The organism is Papillibacter cinnamivorans DSM 12816 (assembly GCF_900176335.1).
In the GTDB taxonomy this organism is placed as follows: domain Bacteria; phylum Bacillota; class Clostridia; order Oscillospirales; family Oscillospiraceae; genus Papillibacter; species Papillibacter cinnamivorans.
Map to the genome: position 1 here is coordinate 39,160 of NZ_FWXW01000005.1, position 22,336 is coordinate 61,495.

Consider the following 22,336-nt stretch of genomic DNA (forward strand, 5'->3'; position numbering starts at 1 on the left):
GCCGCCGAAGCGTTTTTCGGCGGGAGCGGAAAAGAATCGTCTCTCAGAAGAGGCCCGAGTTTTTCCTGAGGAGCCGGAGCCTGATATCGCCGCTTACGACAAAGCGGGGGAACGAAGTCTTTCCGCCTCTATTGGAGGTATTGTCTTGCCAGTGATCACCATCTCGAGGCAGCCCGGCAGCCTCGGCGACGAGTTTGCGCACGCCCTGGCCGTCCGCCTGGGCTGGGAGCTCATCACCCGGGAGCGGATCGTCTCCGAGTTTTTATCCGGCTTCGCCGGCACCCACGAGCTCCAGATGCTCTCAGAAAGCGCCAAATTTTATCTGCATCCGGGAAAAGACGGCAAAACGTTTCTCGAGCACTTAAAGCAGTCCCTGTTTGAATATACCGCCGGTCGTCCCGCCGTCCTTATGGGTTTCGGCTCCCAGGTGATTTTCGCCGGACGGCCGGACGCCCTGCACATCCGGGTCATCGCTCCCGAAAGCGTCCGGATCGGGCGGATCCGGCAGCAGTACCGGGTGTCCGAAGCGGAGGCGAAGGGGATTCTCTCCACCTCCGACAGAAAACACAAGCGTTTTGTTTCGGCTCTCTTCGGCGCCGACCTTACCAGCGAGACTCTCTACAGTCTGACTGTGAACACGGGAGATCTCTCGGTGGGGGACTGTGTGGAGGCCGTTCTGGCTCTTCTCAGGAGCCGGGAGGACTCCTCCAGGGCGGAGCCCGATGCAACGCCGGACGTCATCCGGCCGGAGGTCCATCTCAACCCGGCGGAGCCGCCCGTCTTTAAAAACTCTGCGGAGCAGGAATTCGCGCGGATTCTCGACATGTACCGGATCGAATGGAAATACGAGCCCAAGACATTCCCCATCGAGTGGGACGCGGAAGGAAACGTAACCCTGGCCTTCAGCCCGGATTTTTACCTCACCCGGTTCGACACCTATATCGAGCTCACCACCATGAACCAGAAATACGTCACCCGGAAGAACAAAAAGGCCAAAAAGCTCCGGGAGCTGTATCCGGGCATCAATATCAAGATCGTCTATAAAAAGGACTACGCCACTCTGCTGGAGCGCTTCCGCCCTCCGGAAGCGGACGCGTGATACCATCGTAACCGCGCACAGGCGCGGCCGTGTTTCTGAATTTTCCCCTGGAGGTAAGCATGAATCTTCCGAAAATCAAACGGATTGTCTATTCCCCGGAAACCCTGCAGGAGCGGATTTCGCAGCTGGGCGGCCAGATCACCCGGGATTACGCAGAGCAGGAGCTCATTTTGGTGAGCGTCCTCAAGGGCTCCTTTTATTTTCTGGCGGACCTTTCCCGGGCCATCGACCTGCCCGTCCGCCTGGATTTCATGTCCATCGGCGTCTATCCCCAGGTGACCAGCCAGACGGGGGTGGTGCGCATCACCAAGGACCTGGACCTGGACATCACGGGAAAACACGTGCTCATCATCGAGGACATTATCCGCACGGGGCTCACCACGGGGTATCTGGTGCAGACCCTGTCGGCCAGGATGCCTTCGAGCATCAAGGTCTGCTCCCTTCTGGTCAATCCCGAGGAGCAGCTCATCAACGTTCCCATGGCCTACACCGGCTTCGAGGTCACCTCCCGGCGCCTGGTGGGCTACGGGCTGGACATCGGGGAGCGCTGGCGGAATCTCCCCTACATCGCGGAGCTGGACAGAGAGGAATAGCTGCCCGACATTTTCCCAAATATTATAAAATAAAAGGGAACGGATTAATCCGTTCCCTTTTATTAAAGCCGTCAAATCACCCGGCCTTCCATAAGGGATATCCAGGAAAGGATGGTATCCAGCACCAGCTTGGGGTTTCCCGTGCTGCAGTGGCTGGCAGCGTGTTCCTTCTCCGTGAAAAGGCGGTAGGTCAGGGACCGTACGCTTTTCAGATCGTCGATTACTTCTTTGTAGCATTGGATGGGGATCAGATGGTCCTTTTCGGCCCCCAGGACCAGCACGTCCTGGGTGACCCGGCCTGCCACGTCCCGGTACTGGAAGTTCCGGGCGGCAAGAAGAAATTCGTAGGGCGTCTTAACCCCCATGTTATACATGCCGTGATGCAGCGACCAGTCCAGAAGGGAGTTTGCCTCCATGAGCTTTCCCACCAGGGCGTTGAGTTCCTCCGCTCTTTCTTCCTTGAGATAGGTTTCCAGGACGCCGCGGACATTGGGAGGCGTTACGGCGAAGAAAAGATCCAGCAGGCTGGTACCCACGCTCCAGGCCACCACCCTGTCGATCCTTCCCTCAAAGGCCGCGGCCCGGGGGGCCAGAATCGATCCCAGAGAAATGCCGATGATGGTAACCCTGTCCAGTTTATAGTAGTCCAGCAGTGCCTTCACGGGCAATTCCCATTTGTATGTAAAGGGGATCTTCTGCAGCCGCAGGACCGCGCCCTGACCCGGGCCCTCGAAGAGATAAACGTCGTACCCTGCTTGCCTCATATACAGGGCGGAATAAAAAAACTCTTCCATATAGGAGTCGTACCCTCCGTGAAGAAGGATCGATCCCTTGCTCTCCCCCTCCGGTTTTGCGTGGATCACCGGGAGAAATCCTGTTTCGTATGGGACGGAATCCAGGCTCAGAACACCGGAACCGAACCACTGAGCATGGAACCTGTAAAAAAGCTCCCGGGACTTCCCGTAGGTGGGCAGCTTTTGGGGGTTCCCGTCGAACATGAAGAATTCCGCCATTCGGAAGTAAGCGATGGCGGGTTCCGTCCGGCCTTCCGAAAGGGCTTTTTCCGCCAGGTTCAGCATTTCGGTCTCCCAATCGGAGATTCCCCGGATCCGGCCTGCCAGATCCTTCATCTCCTGGAGATCACCCTTGCTGACGTTGTAGGTGCGGTTGAGCTGGTAATTGAAGTTGGGGTTTTCATGAAGCGGATATTCGCCTGCGTGGAACTGGATCTTTGAATTCATATCGATTCCCCTTTTCATATATTTTTGCGGTAAACCGCCGAAAAAAGACAAAGCTCCGCCCATCCGCGGACGAAAGTCCCCGGACAAAAACGGGCGGAAATCGCCGCCGTTTTCAGCGGCGCGATTTTTCCTCATTTTTCGGATTGTACGGCCCGCTCTTTCCTGCCGAAACCTTCAGGATTTATCCGGAACGCTGAACCGCCTTGTCTTTTACCGGGAAACCAGGACCACCAGTACTTCCGCGTCGGTATCCCGAGTATTCTGAAAGCGTATGGGAGAGCTTGCCGGATAGTAGATCGAGTCCCCCTTTGATAGCTCGTATGTTCTGCCGCAAACCGTCATGGCGGCCTCCCCCTCCAGCATATAGAGGAGCTTTTCGCCCTTTACCGCGGCAAAAGGATCCGGTCCGGATTCAAAACCAGGTTTCAGCTTAACATACATGGCGTCTATCCGCTGTCCAAAATCGGACGTGAGAAGCTCCGGAACCGCGTCGTATCCCGGCTGCAGGATACGGATCCGCCGGTCCTTTTTCACCAGGGTAACTTCTTCCTTCCGCTTTTCTTTTCCCGTATCCGCTTCCCGTCCGCTTTCGGCCAGTCCGATGGTCTCCAGCTTCAGGGCTCGGGCCACACGGGCCAGGGCGGCGACGGAGACGTTTGCCACTCCCCTCTCCACCTCGCTGAGAAAGCTCACCGAAAGGCCGGTCTCTTCCGCCAGCTGCTTCAGGGTCATCTTTCTTTCCTTGCGGGCTCTGCGGATGATTTCACCGATTTCGTCCAATAAAACCACTCCCGTTTTCCGGCAGGCGGCTGCGCATTTCAATGTGCAGCTCCCTTACCGGTTTCTTCACGGTTTTACTATAGCAGGTTAATATTACGCTGTCAACGTAATTTTCGCTATTATCGAATTTTCCATGTGGGTATTCCGCCCGGTTGCAAGCACGCCGAGATGAGCTCCTGTTTTTAATCCGCTCCAACAAAGCAGCGGAACGGGGCATTGTTTCCAATGCCCCGTTCCATTTGGTGGGAAAGGAGATTCTGTCAGGTCATGGCCTCGTAGGTCCTTACCGTCATCAGGACGGCCGCCTCCCTCGTTGCCATACCGTATCCGGCGGCTTGCTGGACCGTCGTTGTAGCCTTTGGCATAAAATTCCCGGCGGTATCCCCCTTGATGATGCCCAGCTTATACATATATTTTGCCGCATCCGAAGCCCAGGAGGAAATGTATTTCTGATCGGGGAAATCCTTTACGCCCGTGACGCCGTACTCCCCGTCCGGTGCGATGGCTTTGATGGCGCGAAACAGCATGGCGGCGCACTGTTCCCGATTGATGAGCAGCTTTGGGGAAAAGGTCGTTGCGGACGTACCCGTGGTAATCCCCAGGCTGTAGGCCTTCAGAATCCGTTTATTCTCCGTGTCCGAAAAGGGATTCGGCGAGGCCGGAGGCGCCTCGGTTCTGGATGCCTTTTCATACAGCAGAACGGCAAGCTCGCAGAATTCTTCCCGGGTGATGGGCTCCGTCATATCCGCGCCTTTGAGAATGTCGGGAATCAGGCCGTATTGGGAGGCCTTCTGCAGTTCCGGCACCGCCCAGGCGCTGGCGTCGGAATAAAAGCTGCCCGATCCGATGCTCATCTCGTTTGAGGCGGGAGAATATATGGCCTCGACGTCCGGCCACCCCTCATAGTAATCATAGTAGACCCGCAGTTTGTAAGTATACATGTGATTTTTAATGTCTATCGATTCCAGTGTACCCTCGTCGATGGGATTGAAGAAAACCCGGAAGGTGTTTTCACTTTCCGTCACAACTGCTTCCTCGGTTTCCGTTATTACATCCAGATATCCTCCGCCTCCGTAATCCCCCCAGGCGCCGTTGTCGATTTTCTCCGAATACTCCCAGAAGACAGAGCCCCCGCCCGGGCTTTCGCTGTCCAGATCCAGGACGCTCTGCGGAATCACCACCTGGGCCTCAAAATACGGAACGCCCTCGTCGTCATACCTGAGCTCAATCTGCCGGATCACCGGCGCTTCCAGCGACGCCGGAACGCCTGCAGGCAGAGCCGCGAGGGCGCCTGTGGGCAATATGCCCAGAACCAGCAAAAAAGACAATATTTTCGGAACCGCCCATTTTTTCATTTTCTTTAACCTCCCTGACTTTTTTCTTTCTATATATTCTCCGGAGCTGAAAGCCACTTCACCGGACGGAACGCCGCATTTGCCTTCACCGCCGGGGATAACCGGCTCAAATGCCGATTTAAGGCAGACGGGCTCTCATGGGACAGTATCCTTTATGTCCCTGTAATGGATAATCAGCTCCGCTCTTGAATTGACGCCCAGCTTCTTATAAATACCCGTCATGTGCGTATTCGCCGTTGAGTATTTGACGGACAGCTGTTTTGCGCATTCCTTCAGGGTATATCCCTCCAGCAGCAGCAAAAATAGGTCGTGCTCCCGGGGGGTCAGGGACGCGGCATTCGTCTGTTTCTCCTGGAGAGTCTGTCCTTCCTTTTTTTCAGTATTCTGCTTTTGGGGCAGGTAACGTCCTTCGTTATACTCAGACGACCAAATCCGTTTCAGCCTGTCAAGAAGCGCCATTTTATTCCCGCTCCTCCCTTTGCGGCGGAGCCGCGTCTTCTCCGTCCGAAATCAGGATGACGCCATGCGGTGGTTTTGTCTATTCATTAGTTCGCATGAAATGAAAAAAGAACGCCTCATTAGAACGAATGAGGAGTTCTGAGGCCGTCGAAAAACCCTGTTTTCCGACGGCTACGGGGGAAGGCCCGCGCCTTCGCGAAGGCGCGAAAAGTATGCCTTGCGGAAAGTGAATTTCCGCAAGGCATTTGGATTTCATCTTTTGGGGATTTCGGTCACGGAGCCGGGCGCAAAATCCAAAAAAGCTTTTCGCCGCTGGCGAAAAGGACGATGGGACTTTTTCGACAAGCAAAGAACACTATTTCGCGGCATACTCCCTGAACAGGAGCAGCAATTCCGTTCTGCTGTTGATTCCCAGCTTCCGATATGCCGAGGTGCAGTAGGTGTTTACCGTGGAATACGCGATGGAGAGGATCCCGGATACCTGACGCATGGTGTATCCCTGCAGCAAGAGGCCGCAGACCTCCGTTTCCCGTTTGCTCAGACCGTATTTTCGGAAGGGATCTTCCTGCCCGATGTCCGTATGATGAGAATCCTTTCCCCAGTCGTTTTCATACTCCGCGCCCGCAATGACCGGCGAGGTCAGCATGAAAAAGATCATTACCGCCGCAGAAACGACGGAGGCGGTCATGAAAATCCCGAAAGAACCGGAAGTTCCTATCCAGGAACCCACCGCCACGCCGGATATGCCGCCGCATGCTCCGATAAAAAGAATCGACATGCGAAGATACCGCATGCTGTCGTATTTTTTACCGACTACTCCTATGATGTAATACATATTGATCATGCCCACCGTGCTTCCAATCCCCAGGAGAACAGCGAAGGAAACGGCAAACCCGGGAACCTGAGGCGCAAAAGCATTGCATAAAATGCCCATGGCCACGGTGGAAAAAGTAATGTTTCCAAGCCAGACAAAAGCTTTTCCAACAAATGCGTAAACCAGAATAAAAACAGCACCGCCTACGAGGCCTCCGGCATAGTACCAAATTAAAAGGGGCATCGGGGAGCCTGCGGCCGCGACATCCAGGATCCCCTTTCCCGCTCCTTTGCATAATATCGCAATGGCACAGTTAAATAAAACGGTGAGATAGATCCTACGATGAAATTGCGGTACAGGGGGTTGTATCTCCTTTTTCTCGCCGGCGGCATCCGGTTTGCGCAAAAAAAGAATCGTAAACAAAGATGCCCCAAGAATGCCGAAGGAAACGACGCATTCCAATACAAACCGCCGTCCGGAACCCGCATTTAGTTCCAGAAGCAGTGAAACCAGCTGAATAAGGGCGTTGCTGACCACCACGGCGCAGAGCTTTTCGGTATTATTCAGCGTAAAAACGAAGGGCATCAGAAGTCCTATATTGACACAGCCAACCGCGACGGAACTGATCACCGCGGCAGCCAGCCGGATATCTCCGTCCGGAGCCAGAAAAAAGACGGCCATACCGGCCGCTATCGCAGCCGCTCCGACGCGGGTGGTTATGACGAACTGTTCCTTCCGGATAAAGAATACAAAGACGGCGGAAGAAATCAGGTTAACGAGATGCATCAACCCCCTCAGCTGCACGGTAAAAGCGGTGTCGGCGGCGGGCGACGCCGTCCACCATGTCGCGAAGGCCACGACCCATGTATAATACAGAATCCATGCGATGATATACGGCGCGTTTTGTCTCCGGAGGCTTGCGATATTGACAACATTGCCGCCCCAACCAGGTTCCTCCGCCTTTTTCCCATCCCGCTGCATGCAAAAACCTCTGACAGATGTATTTGCCGTCTGCCGGAAAACCGGAACCATCTGTGCAGACGCCGTGTATCATATTACCACATGCCGGATGCCGCGTCATCTCAAATTTCTTTCATTCCGGTACAGCTGAAATAAAACGGGAACGGCTGTTTGCCGTTCCCGTTTCATTTCAGCATTTTAATTTTCTTATTCCACGACATCCAGGATCTGCTGAAGCAGGCTGCTTATCTCCTCTTTAATGGCAATCCGGTTTTCCTGCACCGCCATAATGGCCTCCAGATCCGAGGACATGGCGTCGTAATCCTGGTTCAGGCGGTCTGCCCGGAAATTGAGCATGAGCTCGTGAACTTCGCCCTGGGTGGCCGACAGCAGGTCGTACTGTTCCTGCAGCTGCGTCTGAAGTTCCGTCAGCTGTAAAAGCTGCTCCTGGGTCAGATCCCGTTCCCCATCCTTGATCTCCTGGATGCACTGCCGGCACTCCAGGCGGAGGCTGTAGTTTTCCGTGTTCATCAGCCGGATCTGAAGATTGTTTTGTCTTGCCTGAAGAGCCTGACCTCTCACACGAACCTGCCCTTCCGACGCGCCGGAGCGTACCGCCGCCCCATATTCTGAACTCTGCCCGTTTTCGGTATTCTGTCCGCTTTCGGTGTTCTGTCCGCCTGTGGTGGTCTGTCCGTTCCCACCTACAGCCGCGGCAGGGATGGCCAGGACCAGGGCAAGGATACAGACCACCGCCGCTATCTTCTTTTTCATGTTTTGCCTCCTTCGGTCAATCCACATTCAACTCATCGTCCGAGACCTCGTCCAGCTCGGAATACAGCTGATCCAGCTGGTCCAGCTGATCCAGAATCCCGTCGAGCACCTGGGTCTCCTCTTTGTCTTCCGCCCCGGCGGAAGAGCCGGTATCGCCGCCCGGCGTTTCGGTGGCCGCCGCCCCGCCGGAAATATCCGCCGAGGGCGCCGCGGAGGGGTCCCCCGTTTTGTCCGGCTCCACTGCAGCGGTACCTGTCGAACCGGCGGGGGCCGCCGTCGGCGCGGAAGTGACGGAGGGCACGGAAGCCGCCGATTTCGCATTCGCGCAGCCCGCCATAAAAGCGAGCATCAAAGCGCATAAGATGATAAGCCGTATTTTCAATCCGCATCCCTCCGCAGTTCATCTGCAAGCCTTGCAATTTCATTGTAGTGAAAAATATCCGTGAAAACAACCTGCAAACTGTGGCAAAACTGCGGCAGATGTTTCTTTTGACCGACAATTGTGATACGATTTCCCCAGAATCCACAAAATACGGGAGACTCCGGGAATCCGGCGCGAAACGGTCCGTACGAAGGAAAAGCTGACCGCCACGGGGGGGGGGAGAAGCCTATGGAAAAGCTCATTTATATCGCGGACGACGACAAGAACATCCGGGAGCTCATCGCCCGGTTCCTGCGCAGCGAGGGCTTTGGCGCGGAGGTCTTCGAAACCGGCGACCTGCTGCTGGAGGTGTTTGTAAGCCGGCCGTCGGACATGGTGATCCTGGATATCATGATGCCCGGGACGGACGGGCTGACCCTGTGCGCCAGGCTCCGGGAAAAAAGCCCCGTGCCCATCATCATCGTCTCCGCCCGGGACAGCGAGCTGGACCGGATCAGCGGCATCTCTTTGGGGGGCGACGACTATCTGGTCAAGCCTTTTTCTCCCATGGAGCTGGTGGCCAGGGTCAAGGCCATCTTCCGCCGGGCAAACCTCAGCCGCGGAGACGAGGAGGCCGGGGAACTGCGCTGCGGGGCCCTTCGGATCTCTTTGCCGGAGCGCCAGGCCTATCTGGAAGATGAAAAGCTGGAACTGACACCCACGGAGTTTTCCCTGATTTCCTATCTCATGGAGCATTGCGGACGGGCGGTGTCCCGTGAGGAGCTTTTAAAATCCGTCTGGCGCTTTGAAACCGAGGTGGACACCAGGGCCACGGACGACGTGGTCAAGCGCCTCCGGAAAAAGCTGAAGGACAGCGGAGTGCGCATCTCCTCTGTCTGGGGCTACGGCTTCAAGCTGGAGACAGGAGAGCCGTCCTGAAATTGCCGCCGAAGCCGCCATGGGTTTCGGAAACGGAGGAGACAATGAAAACTATCCGGAGGAAATATCTCTCCCTTTTCGTAGCCGAGACGCTCCTTGTGATGCTCGTCGTTCTGGTGCTGTTCAACGCCGCCATGTACGTCTATCTGGACAGGAGCGCCCGGAAGGAACTGAAGGCCGCCTTTTCCACCATGCAGGTGCTGGTAGAGCGGCAGCTTATGATCAGCGCCTTTTCCGACGACAATACGGATTCCGCCCTCCAGGGCCTGAGCGCTGCCCTGACCGCCTCCCGGCTTTCCGGAAGCATCAAGTTTTTTATTTTCGACGAATCCTTCCAGGTGCTCTTTCCCAGGCAGACCTCCGGCACCCTTCTCACCGAAACCCTTCTTGAAGACATCCGGGGCGCGGATTTCGACGCCAAGGCCGGGGAGGTCATCCGAGCCGGAAACACCACCTATTTCTCCGGAATCCCCTTCGAGGAGCTTGCCGGAATCAAGCTCTACATCGTATTCGCGGCCGATCTGACGGACAGCCGGGAGATGGTTTATGCCCTCAACTGGATGCTGGCGGCCGTCATGCTGGTGGCTTTGGGGATCGGCTTTTTCTTCGCCGGCGCCGCAGCCAAAGGCATCAGCCGTCCCCTTCAGAGGGTCTGTGCCCAGGCGGAGGAGATCGGAAAGGGCAATTTCGTTCCCGTCCCCCAGGAGCAGAGCCTTCGGGAAATCGCAAGCCTCTGTAAAAGCATGGACGAAATGTCCGCCCGCCTGCGGGCTTCGGACCAGGCCCAGAGACTCTTCCTGCAGAACGCCTCCCACGAGCTGCGCACCCCCCTCATGTCCATCCAGGGCTATGCCGAGGCCATCGAGGCCGACTTGGGCGACGACCCCAAGGAAGCGGCCCATATCATCCGCGCCGAGAGCATCCGCCTAAACGCCCTGGTGGGAGAGCTGCTCACCCTGTCCCGGATGGAAAACTCCTTCGACTGCAAACCGGAAGCTCTGGATCTCGCCGAGCTTCTTTCCGAGTACGCCTACCGGCTGGAGGGCCTAGCCATCAAGGAGAAAAAGCGTCTTATCTTCGAAACCGGCGTCGGGAGCGTCCCCGTCACGGCGGACGAGCGGCTCTTGTGGCAGATGATCGGGAATCCCGCGTCCAACTGCCTTCGCTACGCCGAATCGGAGGTGGAAATAACGCTTTCCCTGGAAGACGGCACGGCCGTCATTCATATCCGGGACGATGGGCCCGGCTTTTCGGAAGCGGACCTTCCCCACGTGTTCGACCGGTTCTACAAGGGCAAGGGCGGCAACTTCGGGCTGGGGCTTTCCATCGCCAAAAAAGCAGCCGAACTTTCGGGCGCAGAGCTTTCGGCTTCCAACGGGCCGAAGGGCGCTGTCTTTGAAATCCGGATCAAAACCGATGCAAAGGCTAGGGTATCGTAAGAATCCCTGTAAATTGCCGGCAGATTCTCAGCTCATCAGCGAAAAACCAGAGGATGAACTGCACATACCGTTTTCTATCGGGTATGGACGGGAGCGAGCTCCCGTCCATACCTTTATTTTCGGCTTCCATCATTTGTGCATATTGACGAATTTTTAAGGTCCATTCCATCGCAGGAAACAAATAAGCAACGGGTGCCGCGAGCACAAATCACACTTCTGAAGATATGAATCCCTTGGATATTCCAAATATGAATAGGTCTATCCATATCCGATATGATCTCTCGGGCAAATAATATGTTAAAATATTAACAAACAGAATACCCGAGTACATAAATTATAACCAAAGATCCAATCAAGAACGCGGACGGGAGGAGATACCATGACAGAATGCCTTCGCACCATGGAATCCAACTGCAAAAACTGCTACAAGTGCATCCGGAACTGCCCGGTGAAATCCATCGCCTTTGCCGACAATCAGGCGAAAATCCTTTCCGAGGACTGCATCCTGTGCGGGCACTGCTACCTGATCTGCCCCCAGAACGCAAAACAGATCCGCTCCGACACGGAAAGAGCCAGGGCCCTTATCGCCTCCGGCGCTCCGGTAATCGCCTGCGTGGCGCCTTCCTTCATTGCCAACTTCGGGGTAAAGAGCATCGGCGCCATGGACAAAGCGCTCAGAAAGCTGGGCTTTGCCTCCGCGGAGGACACGGCTATGGGAGCCACCGCGGTGAAGCGGCAGTATGAAGACATGCTCCGTAAAAAAGAGCATCCGGTGCTCATTTCCTCCTGCTGCCCCAGCGTGAACAAGCTCATCCGCCGCTACTACCCGGAGGCGCTCCAATACCTGGCTCCCGTCCTGTCCCCCATGCAGGCCCACAGCGTCCTCGTCAAGGAGCGCATCCCCGGCGCGAAGACGGTTTTTATCGGCCCCTGCATCTCCAAGAAGGCCGAAGCCGACGAAAGCGACGGGCGTGTGGACTGCGTTTTGACCTTTGAGGAGCTGGCAAAGTGGCTGGAAGAGGAGTCGATTGTCCTGGAAGAGCCGGAGGAGAGCGGAGCGCCCGGCGCCGGAGGAGGCCGCGGGAACTTTTTCCCCGCTCCCGGCGGGATCATCCGCTCCATGCACACGGAGAAGACCGGATACGACTACATCTCGGTGGACGGGGTGGAAAACTGCATGGAGGCCCTCCGGGAGATCATCCGCGGCGGTCTGCGGCAGTGCTTTGTGGAGATGTCGGCCTGCCAGGGCGGCTGCATCGGAGGTCCCGTTATGAACCCCGAACGCAGGGCCGGCAGGATCGCGGGGACTCTCCGGGTAGGGAAATACGCCCGGGAGACGGAGCTTCCCGTACGCTCCATGTCCCGGGAAGAGCTTTCGACGTCCTATTCCTTCCTGGGGGACGACCATCCCGTGCTTCCGGGGGAGACCGAAATCCGGCGGGTACTGGCCCGGATGGGAAAAGCCAGCCCCGAGCAGGAACTCAACTGCGGAAGCTGCGGCTACGATACCTGCCGGGAAAAGGCGATCGCCGTCTGTCTGGGAAAGGCGGACCTCAATATGTGCCTTCCGTACCTGAAGGAAAAGGCGGAGTCCTTCTCCGAAAAGATCGTGAGCAACACGCCCAACGCCATTTTGGTGATGGACGAGGAACTGAACATCCAGCTGGTGAACGCGACGGCCTGCCAGCTTTTCGGCCTGAAGAGCCCCATGGAAATCCGGGGCGCACCGGTGGTGCGGCTGCTGGACCCGGTGGATTATCTTGCGGTGACCCGGGCGCGGAAGAACATTTATGACCGGAAGCGGTATCTGGACCGGTACGACCGGTACGTGGAGGAAACCATCATCTTCGACAGGGACTATCACATCCTCATTTCCTTCCTGCGGGATGTCACCGACCAGGAGAAAAACCGCACGGAGAAGGAAGAGCGTGGGCGCGAGGCGGTGGAGATCACCGACAAGGTGATCGAAAAACAGATGCGCGTGGTTCAGGAGATCGCCTCTCTGCTGGGGGAGACCACGGCGGAGACCCAGGTGGCCCTGACCCGACTGAAAGGAACGCTGTCAAAATGAACCGGATGTATGTGGATGCGGGATGGACCAGCGCAAACAAATTCGGGCAGCTCCTTTGCGGGGACCGGGTGGAGCTCCACCGCCAGGAGGACGGGGGAACGACCCTGGTGCTGGCCGACGGGCTGGGGAGCGGGGTCAAGGCGAATATCCTGGCGACCCTCACCTCCAAAATCATCGGCACCATGATGGCCGGGGGCATGAGCGTGGAGGACTGCGTGGCCGCGATGGCCGCCACCCTTCCCATCTGCCGGGAGAGGGGCATCGCCTACTCCACCTTCACCATCCTCCATTTGGATGCCGACGGCTGTGCCCGGGTGATCGAATACGACAACCCAAAGACCATCCTTCTCCGGGACGGAAAGAGCCTGGAGTATGAGGTCTCCAGCCGGACGATCTCCGGGAAGACGGTGACGGAAGCGGAATTCCGCCTCCGGGAGGGCGACATGTTCGTCACCATGAGCGACGGGGCGATCTACGCGGGGGTGGGCAAGAGCCTCAACTTCGGCTGGCAGCGGGAAAACATCATGGAGTTCATCGAGGCAAACTACGAGGAGGACTGCTCCTCCAAAATGCTCTCCTCCCTCCTGGTGGACGAATGCTCCCGGCTGTACCGGGGCGAGCCGGGGGATGACACCACCGTGGCGGCCCTGAAGCTGTGGCCGAGAAAGCAGACCAACCTCATGATCGGCCCTCCCGCCGACCCCGAGGAGGTACCCGACATGATGTCGCGGTTTTTCTCACAGGAGGGAAAACACATCGTCTGCGGAGGGACCACCTCGATTCTGGCGTCCCAGTTTCTCGGAAAGAACATCCGCACCCGTCCGGAGTACCTGGACCCGGAGATCCCGCCCACGGCGGAGATCGACGGGGTGGACCTGGTGACGGAGGGCGTCATCACCGTCAGCCGCGTGCTGCGATACGCCAAAGAGTACCTGGAGGGGACGGCGGGTTATCCCGACTGGAGCCGCAGGCGGGACGGGGCCTCCCGCATCAGCCGCCTGCTCTTTGCCGAGGCCACCGACATCCAGTTTTTCGTGGGCCGGGCGGTGAATCCCGCCCACCAGAACCCGGATCTGCCGGTAGCCTTCCGGATCAAGATCCAACTGGTGGACGAACTGGCCGAATGCCTCAGAAAAATGGGAAAACGGGTCAAAGTCAGCTATTTTTAAACCGGAGCCGCGCGGCGGCAGGAAAACAAGGAGCGGAGGAAAAGCCATGATTGCTGCCACAAGCCGGAATACGGGGAACGCGTCCCGGGGGCTCTCCGGCGAAAATCCCTTTTACAGGCTCTGCCTGACGCTGCCCCTGGATTCCCAGGCCCTGAGAAACGCCGGGGCCGCCCAGGGGCCCGACGGCCCCCGTCTCACCGAAAACACGGGGCGCATTCTCGCGGTATACGAGCAGTTCGAGCGCTTCAACCGGGAGGGGTGCTGCGGCAAATGCGTCCCCTGCCGTGAGGGAACCCGGCATATCCTGGAACTGCTGGAGAGGCTGGCCGCCGGGGAAAGGCGCGGGGAGGACGGAACTCTTCTTCTGGAGCTTGCGGACACCATTTACTCCACCGCCCTGTGCTCTCTGGGGAAAACGGCCGCCTCCCGCATCGCGGGGGTCTTCGAGGGCTGCCCAGAGGAATACCTGCCGGGAGGCGGGGGCATAGAGGAGGCTCCCCGGGTTTACCGGATCGATCCCGAACTGTGCCGGGGCTGTTCCCGCTGCGCCAGGGGCTGCCCCACGGGGGCCATTTCCGGAAAGATCAAGGAGCCCTTCGTCATCGATCCGGGGAAATGCGTCGGCTGCGGGGCGTGCCTTGCCACCTGCGCGTTCAAAGCGGTGAAGGAGGCGGACGTATGAACACGGGATATGTGACCATCGACGGGATCCCCATAGCGATGGAGGGAGAAAAGAACCTCCTTGAGCTCATCCGCAAAGCCGGGATCGACCTTCCCACCTTCTGCTACTATTCGGAGCTGTCCGTCTACGGGGCGTGCCGGATGTGCATGGTGGAAACAAAAGAGGGCGCCATGGTGGCGGCCTGCTCCACCCAGCCGAAGGAGGGGATGGAGATCCTCACCAATACCCCCAGGCTCCGGCGGCACCGGAAAATGATCCTGGAGCTTCTTCTGGCAAAACACTGCCGGGACTGCACCATCTGTGAGAAAAACGGCAGATGCCGGCTCCAGGAGCTGGCAAACCGCTTCGGCATCACCCGGCTGCGCTTTCCCGGAGACACCGAGGCACGGCCGGACGCTTCCTCCCGCTGCATCACCCTGGACACGGGAAAGTGCATCCTATGCGGAGACTGCGTGCGCATGTGCTCGGAGGTGCAGAACCTGGGCATCCTGACCTTCCGCAACCGGGGCTCCCGCATGACCCTGGGGACGAGGGACGGAAAGCCCCTGGCCAAATCCGGCTGCGTGGGCTGCGGCCAGTGCGCCGCCGTCTGCCCCACCGGGGCGATCGTGGTAAAAAACGACCGTGAACGTGTCTGGGAGGCCATCGGCGATCCCGACACCAAGGTCATCGCCCAGATCGCACCCGCCGTCCGGGTGGCGGTGGCGGAGGAGCTTCGATGCGCGCCCACCGACAATATCCTGGGCAAGCTGGTGGCCTCCATGCACCGTTTGGGCTTCGACGAGGTTTTCGACACCTGCACGGGTGCGGACCTCACCGTCCTGGAAGAATCCGCCGAGCTTATCGCCCGGCTGGAGGAAAACCGTGATCTTCCTCTCTTCACCTCCTGCTGCCCCGCCTGGGTGAGCTATCTGAAGCAGAAGCATCCCGAACTGGTTTCCCATCTTTCCTCCTGCCGCTCCCCCATGGAGATGTTCGCCGCGGTGATCCGGGAGCAGTACAAGTCCTCCCGGAAGAACATCGTACACGTGGCGGTGATGCCCTGCACGGCGAAAAAAGAGGAGGCGGCACTGGAGCGCCTGAAAATCGGCGGGATACAGCAGGTGGATTACGTCATCACCACCCAGGAGCTCATCCGAATGATCCGGGAATGCGGCATCCTCTTTTCGGAAATCGAGCCGGAAGGGCTGGACATGCCCTTCGGCGCGGCCACGGGAGCCGGGACAATTTTCGGAACCGCGGGTGGGGTCACCGAGGCGGTCCTCCGCCGTCTGTCCTCCGATAAATCCCCCGCCGCCCTCCGGGAACTGGCCTTCCGAGGCGTCCGGGGCGCCGCCGGGCTGAAGGAAACCGAGGTTTCCTGCATGGGCCGGACGCTGCGCATCGCCGCGGTGAGCGGGCTGAAAAATGCCGAGGATCTGCTCACGAGAATCCAGGAGGGAGAGCATTACGATTTTGTGGAAGTGATGGCCTGCCCGGGCGGCTGCGCGGGCGGCGCCGGCCAGCCCTTTGCCGCCGGGGATTCCAGACGTCAGCGGAGCAAGGAGCTTTACGCTGCCGATCGGATGAGCAGTATCAAACGCTCGGAGGAAAATTCCCTTGTACTGTCCCTTTACGGCGGCCTTCTCAAAGGGAAGGCCCGGAAACTGCTGCATACCGAACATAACGGGGAGGAATCGAAATGACTAAAATTACAGTCTGCATCGGCAGCGCCTGCCATCTCAAGGGCTCTTACAACGTGGTGACCACCTTTCAGAGCATGATCGAGGAGATGAACCTGACGGACAAAGTGGAGCTGGTCCTTGCCTTCTGTCTGGGGCAATGCCAGCAGGCGGTCTGCGTGCAGCTGGACGGGGAGCTACACAGTGTTTCCGCCGATTCCGCCCGGCAGTTTTTCCGGGAAAACGTCCTGCCCCGGGTCTCTTAAAACCCGGAGGAAAAGCCCCGCGGGGCTTTCCTGCCGGCGAAGACCGGGCGGCGCTGCGCCACCCGGTTTCCATAAAAACAAATTATGGAATTCAGTCAGAGGGAACGAAGAGGACAATACCGATAAAATAGTGAGCAATATATAGATAAATTGAGATAACGGTATAATGAAAGAGAATACCGGGGTATTCGGGATATTTTGCCTCAAAATGAGAGTTGCCTTTTTGGACGGCCCGCCCTATAATGAAAATACGCTCCAGGGAATACTAAGAAGATCGGAAGCGAATCGAAGGGCCGCCGCAGCAATGCGGAAGCGAAAGAGCGACTGACGAGCCGCGCAAGCGGAAACAAGTTGCAGGTTAGTCGAAGGGCGAACGAAGAAGGAAAACGGAAGCGCGGGATTTCGGTCCCGAGAGCACTGGATTCCGGAAAGCGGATGCAGGTTAGACTAAACGGAAATTTCGCACAGGGCCGTCGGATCGGGGAAGAGATTTGAAGGTTCGCTGGAGCGTACTTATTTATAAAAAGCGCGGTCAATCCTGACCGCGCTTTAGTTTGTCGAAAAGGCGTTCCGCCTTTTTCAACAAAAAGGCCTGCAGACTGCCGCGCGCCTCGCTGTCCGCCGAAGGTGGACGGTTCGGCGCTTGCAGCCTGAGAAGTATTTTCGGGCACGTACACGCCGCGCCCGAAAATGATCCGATTTTATTTCGCCGCTCCGGCGGCGAAACTCTGCGAGGCTTTTACGACAGCCTGAAGCGCGGTCAATCCTGACCGCGCTTTTCTTTTTTCAAATCCGTCAGAGGGCCGGCCCCTCCCCATTTTTCGCCGAGTCTTCTTTGTATTCCCGGGAGCTGATTTCATATTCCCTTTTCACCAGATCCACGAAAAGTGCCTCATACCGGCTCAGGTGATGGGATTTGGAGTACACCAGAAGGTCCTTGCTCAGAAGGCTTTGCGGCACGGTGTCCCGAAGGACCAGATTGTGAGGCTTCAGGATGATTCGCGGCACGTAGGAAACCCACATGTAGGTCCCCGGGACCAGACGGAGCATGTCCAGCTGGCTGCCCCGCTCGGAAACGTAGATCCGCTTATCCGGGACCTTCTGCTCGGCGCTGTAGCTGATGCGGTGCATGGGGACCGACGGGATTCGTATGTCCCCATGGACGATTTCGGGATATTCGTAGAGCAGGTGGACGGGAATGGGATTCATGCCCGCCAGAGGATGGTCCCCGGCGCAGAGGATCACGGGGTGAAAGGCAAAGAGCTCCTCGTGGGCAAGCCCCTTTTCCTTTAAAAAGCCGAGAAAATACTCCTCATAAATCTGCTGATAGCGGATCACGGCCAGGTCGGAAGCCCCGGAGGCCACGTCGCCGATGGCTTTCAGGGAATCCACCTCCCGAAAGCCGATGGAAATCTCCTGCTTGTTCCGCAGTTCGTTTAAAAAAGCGGTGAAGGCCGCCGAGATATAGGAGGCACGGGGAACAGAGATGTTGATCCTCACCCTGTCGGGATCCTGCGGGCGGTAAATGGATTCCAGCTCGTCTATCTGAGAAAGGATGGTCTTGGCATAGGCAAGAAACTCCGCTCCCCTCTGGGTGGGGGCCACTCCCTGGCTGGTTCGCGAAAAGAGAGTCAGGCCGATTTCGCTCTCCAGCTCCCGAATGGCCTTGCTGAGATTGGGTTGACTGGTGAACAGGTTCCGGGCGGCCTTTGAAATAGAGCCCGTCCGCTCCACCTCCGCCACATACTTCAGATGCTGCAGGTTCATTCCGTCTCCCCTTCCGCCGCTTGTTTTCCTTTATTATTATATCCTCTTCTCTCCTTTCCGACAACGCAAAAATGAACATTCCCGTCCAACAAACAAAACACGGGCCGCAGGGCCCGTGTTTCAGCTTGACTATTCTGTTTTTCCCGGCGGTTCCGGGCCGTCCCGGAGGTCCGGGGGCTGCGGATAGACATAGATATCTCCCCGGTAATTGCGCATGACCACCTGGCTGTCGTCTATGGACTGAACGTAATTGTAGCTCACGGGGATCTTGCCCCCGCCTCCCGGAGCATCGATGACGAATTTGGGAAGGGCATACCCGGAAATGTTGCCGGTAAGGGCCTTCATAATGGAGATGCCGGTCTCCACACGGGTCCTGAAATGGCCGATTCCCCGGCTCAGGTCGCACTGATAGAGGTAATAGGGCCGCACTCTCCCCTTTACCAGCTTCAGCAGAAGCTGCTTCATGGTTTCGGCGTTGTCGTTGATGTGCCGCAGCAGCACGCTCTGGTTTCCCAGAGGGATGCCGGCGTCCACGATCTCTCCGCACGCCTTGAGGGCCAGGGGGGTGAGCTCCTTGGGATGATTGAAATGGGTGTTGATCCAGACGGGCTGGTATTTTTTCAGCATGGAGAGCAGCTCCGGGGTAATCCGCATGGGCATCACCGCCGGGACCCTTGTGCCGATGCGGATGATCTCCACATGGTCGATTGCGCGGAGCCTCGAGAGGATCCTCTCCAAGGTTTCGTCGGAAAGGGTCAGGGGGTCGCCGCCGGAAACCAGCACGTCCCGGATGCGGGGGTTGGATTCGATGTACCGGACGGCGTCGTCCAGCTCGGAAGCGGTAATGGTATGGTCCTCCTCCCCCACCGTCCGCCTGCGGGTGCAGTGCCTGCAGTACATGGAGCACTGGTGGGTCACGAGAAGGAGTACCCGGTCGGGATATCGATGCACGATGTTTTTCACAGGGCTGTCGCGGTCTTCTCCCAGGGGATCTGCCAGCTCGCAGGGCAGAATCACCGTCTCCTCGATCCGGGGGACCGCCTGAAGCCTCACGGGGCACATGGGATCCACCGGATCCATGAGGGACGCGTAATAAGGGGTAACCGCCATGCGAAAGAGGGAAAGGCAGCGGGTAATATTCTCCTTTTCCTCCGGGGTAAGCCGGATGTACCGTTCCAGCCCCTCCACGGTAGTAATCCGGTTTTTCATCTGCCATTTCCAGTCGAACCAGTCGGCGCCCAGCTGCCGGGCCTCGTCCAGAAGACGTGTTGCCTCCATCATCCGTCTCACCCCTGCTCCAGACAAAATTCAAGACCATGCCTCTTCAGTGCGGCGTTCAGAACGCCGCGCACCAAAGCAACATAGTCCATCCCGTTGCGCTCGGCCAGCATGGGAAAATCGCTGTAGCCCGGCTCCAGTCCGGGCAGAGGATTGATCTCAATGAAGTATACGGTTCCTTCCGGGGAAAGGCGGAAGTCCACCCTGGCAAAATCACGGCACTCCAGAGCGTCGTAGATCTTCCGGGCGGTATCCATGAGCTCGCGCTCCGTTTTTTCCGGTATCGCCGCGGGGCAATCATACCGTATCAGGGTTTTATAATTCTTTTTAACCTGAAAGCTGTAAATATGGTACGCGCTCTCCTGGTCCAGGTAGACAATCTCCATCGGCCGGAACACCCGGGTCTCCGCGCCGTTTCCCAGAATGCCCACCGTGAATTCCCGGCCGCCGATGTACTCCTCCACCAGCATATCCTGGCGGTATCTTGCGAAATTTTCCTCCAGGAGCTCTTTGAGCTGCGTTTCGTTTTCCGCTACGGCCTTGTTGAAGATCCCCTTGCTGGATCCCTCTGCCACGGGCTTGACGATCACGGGAAAGGAAAGTCCTCCCTTCCAGCGGGAATCGGGATGAACCACCCGGTACCGCGGCGTCTTCACCTGATAGGTGGCCAGCAACCGCTTGGAAAGGGCTTTGTCCAGGGCAACGCAGAGGGTAGTCTCGTCCGATCCGGTACTGGGGATTCGCAAAAAGCTGAGAAGCGACGGAATCTGGGCTTCCCTGCCCCTTCCTCCGCTTCCTTCCGCGATGTTGAACACGATGTCCACGGGACGGCCCGACAGAGCCCGGGGCAGCGTATCCGCCGCTTCCATGAGTTCCACCCGGCAGCCCGCCGTTTCCAGCGCGGCCCGGATCGCGTCAACGGTTTCAATTCGGTCGTATTCCGCCTGCTCATCCTCGGAATCGGACAGCGAAGCGTGCTTGAGGTTAAAAGTAAGTCCTACTCGCAAAGGGGGAGCAGGGTCGGGTTTGGGGATTTCCTCCACCGAAAACACCATCCTTTTTGCTTCCATCATACCGGAAGTATAATGATTTATGATGGAACAGTGTATGCTTTCCATACGCCGTTGTCAATATATTTTTCCGTAAATTTTCACGGTGTTTTTTTCCCTTCCGCAGCTCGTGTTCTCCCCTGTTTCCATCCGCTGCATAACATTTCTGAACCCATTGCGGCACTAGGTGTTCAGAAATGATCTGTGTTTTCTTTCTTTCCCTGCCGACGAAGGGGCCGCGGATAATTTCGGGGGCCTGTTTTTTGCGGATTTCTAAAACGCTCGCCGCCGCTTTTCCCGGGCAATCTTTCTTCCGTAAAAAAAGAAATTTCACCATGCCATCTCCCCTGATCCGCGGGAACTCTGCCATGAGAAAGCGCAGTTATAACCGCCGCGCAACCACCGAACAGATATGCACACACACGCAAACCATGAGGCAGAAATTCTTAAAAAAGCGGAAAACCTCGCACCCGAATCGCCAAACAACGCAATCACAGTTCCGCCGCTGTCGCGTTTTCGAATTCTTCAGCTGACATTCATCAAGATTCCCGCTCTTTTTACCGGGTTTTCCCGGTATGCATAATGTTCGCACTGTCTTTCTATCCGATTAAAAAACCACAGCGTTTTTATTCCATTACACCTTTACTTTGCCATTATTAAGGGATAAAATTATAGCAGGCTTTAATGCAAGATTTAAATCATGTTCTAATTTAAAGGAGTGAGAACTTGGCAAGAAGGTATGACAGCGGAGAAGCCAAACGCAAAGCCATTCACGCAGCTGCGACGCTATTTTTGGAGAAAGGATACCGTCACACCACAATCCGGGATATCTGCAGGAGAGCAAACATCTCCTCCGGTTCTTTATTTAATGTATGCAAAGATAAGGAGGCCATTTTATACGAATTGGTCGCATACATGTTCAGCAGCCAGTTTCAGGGGGCACAGGCGCTGCTGGGAGACAGTTTTTTCCCGGTGCAGATGTATGCGATAGAAGCCGCCCTGCAGCTTGCAATGACGGAGCAGGACGAAAATATGCGCGATATCTATCTCACCGCATACATGCTCCCCTCCACATCGGCCTTTATTTACCACCAGACGGCGAAAGAGCTGTCGATCCTCTTCGGCGAGAGGATGCCGGAATACAGCGAGCAGGATTTTTTCGAGTGCGAAATCGGGACAGGCAACATGATGCGGGGGTATATCTCGATCCCCTGCGACGAAACCTTCACGCTGGAAAAGAAGATCCATAGGTTTCTGGATCTCAGTCTTGCGGCCTACCGGGTCTCGGAGACGCAGCGGCGGGAGGCCATCGACTCGGTCCTGCTGTTTGATCTGCGGGCCATCGCACGGCACATGATCGTGTCCGTCATGGAATGGATTCAAATCGGGTTTCCGGCCGCGGATGAAAACCTATCCGACAGGATCTCCGAATTCAAGCGATAGAACCCTGTTCATACAATTCAATACAGCGCCATCAAACAGCTTCATGCACGAACCCCTTTTAACGCCAAATATGATTCAAACCCCGGAGGGCAGGCTTTTTAATATTGTGTAAATTCATGAAAGCGGGAGTGAAGAT

At 57.1% G+C, this 22,336-nt stretch carries 21 protein-coding genes; 10 read left to right on the forward strand and 11 right to left on the reverse strand.

Annotated features, from left to right (window positions below):
- Positions 1-151: 151 nt before the first annotated feature.
- A complete protein-coding gene (locus B9A13_RS08680; RefSeq protein ID WP_242942831.1) occupies positions 152-1,099 on the forward strand; it encodes a cytidylate kinase family protein in 948 nt (315 codons plus the stop codon).
- A 59-nt stretch (positions 1,100-1,158) separates the two neighbouring features.
- Positions 1,159-1,692 carry a hypoxanthine phosphoribosyltransferase gene (gene hpt, locus B9A13_RS08685; RefSeq protein WP_084234962.1) on the forward strand — a complete coding sequence of 178 codons (534 nt, stop codon included), beginning with the start codon at positions 1,159-1,161 and terminating at the stop codon, positions 1,690-1,692.
- Positions 1,693-1,763: 71 nt separating this feature from the next.
- On the opposite strand, the gene B9A13_RS08690 is transcribed toward hpt, so the two are convergent.
- The 7 genes from B9A13_RS08690 to B9A13_RS13920 form a co-directional block, all read right to left on the reverse strand.
- Positions 1,764-2,933 carry an alpha/beta hydrolase gene (locus B9A13_RS08690; protein WP_084234963.1) on the reverse strand — a complete coding sequence of 390 codons (1,170 nt, stop codon included), beginning with the start codon at positions 2,931-2,933 and terminating at the stop codon, positions 1,764-1,766.
- A 210-nt stretch (positions 2,934-3,143) separates the two neighbouring features.
- Positions 3,144-3,755, reverse strand: coding sequence for a helix-turn-helix domain-containing protein (locus B9A13_RS08695; protein WP_084234760.1), 612 nt, complete (start codon positions 3,753-3,755; stop codon positions 3,144-3,146).
- Positions 3,756-3,973: 218 nt separating this feature from the next.
- The gene (locus B9A13_RS08700) at positions 3,974-5,068 is read right to left on the reverse strand and encodes an S-layer homology domain-containing protein (RefSeq protein WP_084234761.1); all 1,095 of its coding nucleotides are present in this window, start codon (positions 5,066-5,068) and stop codon (positions 3,974-3,976) included.
- A gap of 135 nt (positions 5,069-5,203) precedes the next feature.
- Positions 5,204-5,527 carry a helix-turn-helix transcriptional regulator gene (locus B9A13_RS08705; RefSeq protein WP_084234762.1) on the reverse strand — a complete coding sequence of 108 codons (324 nt, stop codon included), beginning with the start codon at positions 5,525-5,527 and terminating at the stop codon, positions 5,204-5,206.
- Between the two features lie 355 nt (positions 5,528-5,882).
- Positions 5,883-7,322, reverse strand: a complete 1,440-nt coding sequence (locus B9A13_RS08710) for a helix-turn-helix transcriptional regulator (protein ID WP_200809702.1) — start codon at positions 7,320-7,322, stop codon at positions 5,883-5,885.
- Between the two features lie 186 nt (positions 7,323-7,508).
- Positions 7,509-8,075, reverse strand: coding sequence for a hypothetical protein (locus B9A13_RS08715; protein WP_084234763.1), 567 nt, complete (start codon positions 8,073-8,075; stop codon positions 7,509-7,511).
- Positions 8,076-8,091: 16 nt separating this feature from the next.
- Complete coding sequence (locus tag B9A13_RS13920; RefSeq protein ID WP_143806926.1) at positions 8,092-8,457, reverse strand: hypothetical protein; 366 nt, start codon at positions 8,455-8,457, stop codon at positions 8,092-8,094.
- 228 nt (positions 8,458-8,685) lie between these two features.
- Here B9A13_RS13920 and B9A13_RS08725 point away from each other — a divergent pair, with 228 nt between their 5' ends.
- The 7 genes from B9A13_RS08725 to B9A13_RS08760 all read left to right on the forward strand — a co-directional run bounded on the left by B9A13_RS08725 (position 8,686) and on the right by B9A13_RS08760 (position 16,663).
- The gene (locus B9A13_RS08725) at positions 8,686-9,375 is read left to right on the forward strand and encodes a response regulator transcription factor (RefSeq protein ID WP_084234765.1); all 690 of its coding nucleotides are present in this window, start codon (positions 8,686-8,688) and stop codon (positions 9,373-9,375) included.
- A 44-nt stretch (positions 9,376-9,419) separates the two neighbouring features.
- On the forward strand, positions 9,420-10,814 hold the full coding sequence (locus B9A13_RS08730) for a sensor histidine kinase (RefSeq protein ID WP_084234766.1): 1,395 nt from the start codon (positions 9,420-9,422) through the stop codon (positions 10,812-10,814).
- A 379-nt stretch (positions 10,815-11,193) separates the two neighbouring features.
- A complete protein-coding gene (locus tag B9A13_RS08740) occupies positions 11,194-12,885 on the forward strand; it encodes a [Fe-Fe] hydrogenase large subunit C-terminal domain-containing protein (protein ID WP_084234768.1) in 1,692 nt (563 codons plus the stop codon).
- Positions 12,882-14,054 (forward strand): SpoIIE family protein phosphatase, encoded by a 1,173-nt coding sequence (locus tag B9A13_RS08745; RefSeq protein WP_084234769.1) that lies wholly within the window; start codon positions 12,882-12,884, stop codon positions 14,052-14,054. Before B9A13_RS08740 ends, B9A13_RS08745 begins: the two co-directional genes overlap by 4 nt.
- Positions 14,055-14,100: 46 nt before the next feature.
- On the forward strand, positions 14,101-14,736 hold the full coding sequence (locus tag B9A13_RS08750; protein WP_084234770.1) for an NADH-ubiquinone oxidoreductase-F iron-sulfur binding region domain-containing protein: 636 nt from the start codon (positions 14,101-14,103) through the stop codon (positions 14,734-14,736).
- The gene (locus tag B9A13_RS08755) at positions 14,733-16,421 is read left to right on the forward strand and encodes a [FeFe] hydrogenase, group A (RefSeq protein WP_084234771.1); all 1,689 of its coding nucleotides are present in this window, start codon (positions 14,733-14,735) and stop codon (positions 16,419-16,421) included. Before B9A13_RS08750 ends, B9A13_RS08755 begins: the two co-directional genes overlap by 4 nt.
- Positions 16,418-16,663, forward strand: coding sequence for a (2Fe-2S) ferredoxin domain-containing protein (locus tag B9A13_RS08760; protein ID WP_084234772.1), 246 nt, complete (start codon positions 16,418-16,420; stop codon positions 16,661-16,663). Before B9A13_RS08755 ends, B9A13_RS08760 begins: the two co-directional genes overlap by 4 nt.
- 795 nt (positions 16,664-17,458) lie before the next feature.
- Here B9A13_RS08760 and B9A13_RS08765 read toward each other — a convergent pair.
- The 4 genes from B9A13_RS08765 to B9A13_RS14280 all read right to left on the reverse strand — a co-directional run bounded on the left by B9A13_RS08765 (position 17,459) and on the right by B9A13_RS14280 (position 21,094).
- A complete protein-coding gene (locus B9A13_RS08765; protein WP_084234773.1) occupies positions 17,459-18,430 on the reverse strand; it encodes a LysR family transcriptional regulator in 972 nt (323 codons plus the stop codon).
- Positions 18,431-18,559: 129 nt separating this feature from the next.
- Positions 18,560-19,711: a lysine 2,3-aminomutase gene (kamA, locus tag B9A13_RS08770; protein ID WP_084234774.1), complete on the reverse strand. Its 1,152-nt coding sequence runs from the start codon at positions 19,709-19,711 to the stop codon at positions 18,560-18,562.
- Positions 19,712-19,716: 5 nt separating this feature from the next.
- Positions 19,717-20,763 (reverse strand): D-alanine--D-alanine ligase family protein, encoded by a 1,047-nt coding sequence (locus B9A13_RS08775; RefSeq protein WP_143806927.1) that lies wholly within the window; start codon positions 20,761-20,763, stop codon positions 19,717-19,719.
- Positions 20,693-21,094, reverse strand: a complete 402-nt coding sequence (locus tag B9A13_RS14280) for a hypothetical protein (protein WP_200809703.1) — start codon at positions 21,092-21,094, stop codon at positions 20,693-20,695. The genes B9A13_RS08775 and B9A13_RS14280 overlap by 71 nt, the downstream gene beginning before the upstream one ends.
- 389 nt (positions 21,095-21,483) lie before the next feature.
- Between B9A13_RS14280 and B9A13_RS08780 the strand changes: the two genes are divergently transcribed.
- Positions 21,484-22,200, forward strand: a complete 717-nt coding sequence (locus tag B9A13_RS08780; RefSeq protein WP_084234775.1) for a TetR/AcrR family transcriptional regulator — start codon at positions 21,484-21,486, stop codon at positions 22,198-22,200.
- Positions 22,201-22,336: the final 136 nt, after the last annotated feature.

What these genes read in the sequence shown, in the direction of transcription:
- hpt (WP_084234962.1), top strand. Translation starts at nt 1,159, where the DNA reads ATGAATCTTCCGAAAATCAAACGGATTGTCTATTCCCCGGAAACCCTG.
- B9A13_RS08690 (WP_084234963.1), bottom strand. Translation starts at nt 2,933, where the DNA reads ATGAATTCAAAGATCCAGTTCCACGCAGGCGAATATCCGCTTCATGAA.
- B9A13_RS08700 (WP_084234761.1), bottom strand. Translation starts at nt 5,068, where the DNA reads ATGAAAAAATGGGCGGTTCCGAAAATATTGTCTTTTTTGCTGGTTCTG.
- B9A13_RS08705 (WP_084234762.1), bottom strand. Translation starts at nt 5,527, where the DNA reads ATGGCGCTTCTTGACAGGCTGAAACGGATTTGGTCGTCTGAGTATAAC.
- B9A13_RS08710 (WP_200809702.1), bottom strand. Translation starts at nt 7,322, where the DNA reads ATGCAGCGGGATGGGAAAAAGGCGGAGGAACCTGGTTGGGGCGGCAAT.
- B9A13_RS08715 (WP_084234763.1), bottom strand. Translation starts at nt 8,075, where the DNA reads ATGAAAAAGAAGATAGCGGCGGTGGTCTGTATCCTTGCCCTGGTCCTG.
- B9A13_RS08725 (WP_084234765.1), top strand. Translation starts at nt 8,686, where the DNA reads ATGGAAAAGCTCATTTATATCGCGGACGACGACAAGAACATCCGGGAG.
- B9A13_RS08730 (WP_084234766.1), top strand. Translation starts at nt 9,420, where the DNA reads ATGAAAACTATCCGGAGGAAATATCTCTCCCTTTTCGTAGCCGAGACG.
- B9A13_RS08740 (WP_084234768.1), top strand. Translation starts at nt 11,194, where the DNA reads ATGACAGAATGCCTTCGCACCATGGAATCCAACTGCAAAAACTGCTAC.
- B9A13_RS08745 (WP_084234769.1), top strand. Translation starts at nt 12,882, where the DNA reads ATGAACCGGATGTATGTGGATGCGGGATGGACCAGCGCAAACAAATTC.
- B9A13_RS08750 (WP_084234770.1), top strand. Translation starts at nt 14,101, where the DNA reads ATGATTGCTGCCACAAGCCGGAATACGGGGAACGCGTCCCGGGGGCTC.
- B9A13_RS08755 (WP_084234771.1), top strand. Translation starts at nt 14,733, where the DNA reads ATGAACACGGGATATGTGACCATCGACGGGATCCCCATAGCGATGGAG.
- B9A13_RS08760 (WP_084234772.1), top strand. Translation starts at nt 16,418, where the DNA reads ATGACTAAAATTACAGTCTGCATCGGCAGCGCCTGCCATCTCAAGGGC.
- B9A13_RS08765 (WP_084234773.1), bottom strand. Translation starts at nt 18,430, where the DNA reads ATGAACCTGCAGCATCTGAAGTATGTGGCGGAGGTGGAGCGGACGGGC.
- kamA (WP_084234774.1), bottom strand. Translation starts at nt 19,711, where the DNA reads ATGATGGAGGCAACACGTCTTCTGGACGAGGCCCGGCAGCTGGGCGCC.
- B9A13_RS08775 (WP_143806927.1), bottom strand. Translation starts at nt 20,763, where the DNA reads ATGGTGTTTTCGGTGGAGGAAATCCCCAAACCCGACCCTGCTCCCCCT.
- B9A13_RS14280 (WP_200809703.1), bottom strand. Translation starts at nt 21,094, where the DNA reads ATGGTGAAATTTCTTTTTTTACGGAAGAAAGATTGCCCGGGAAAAGCG.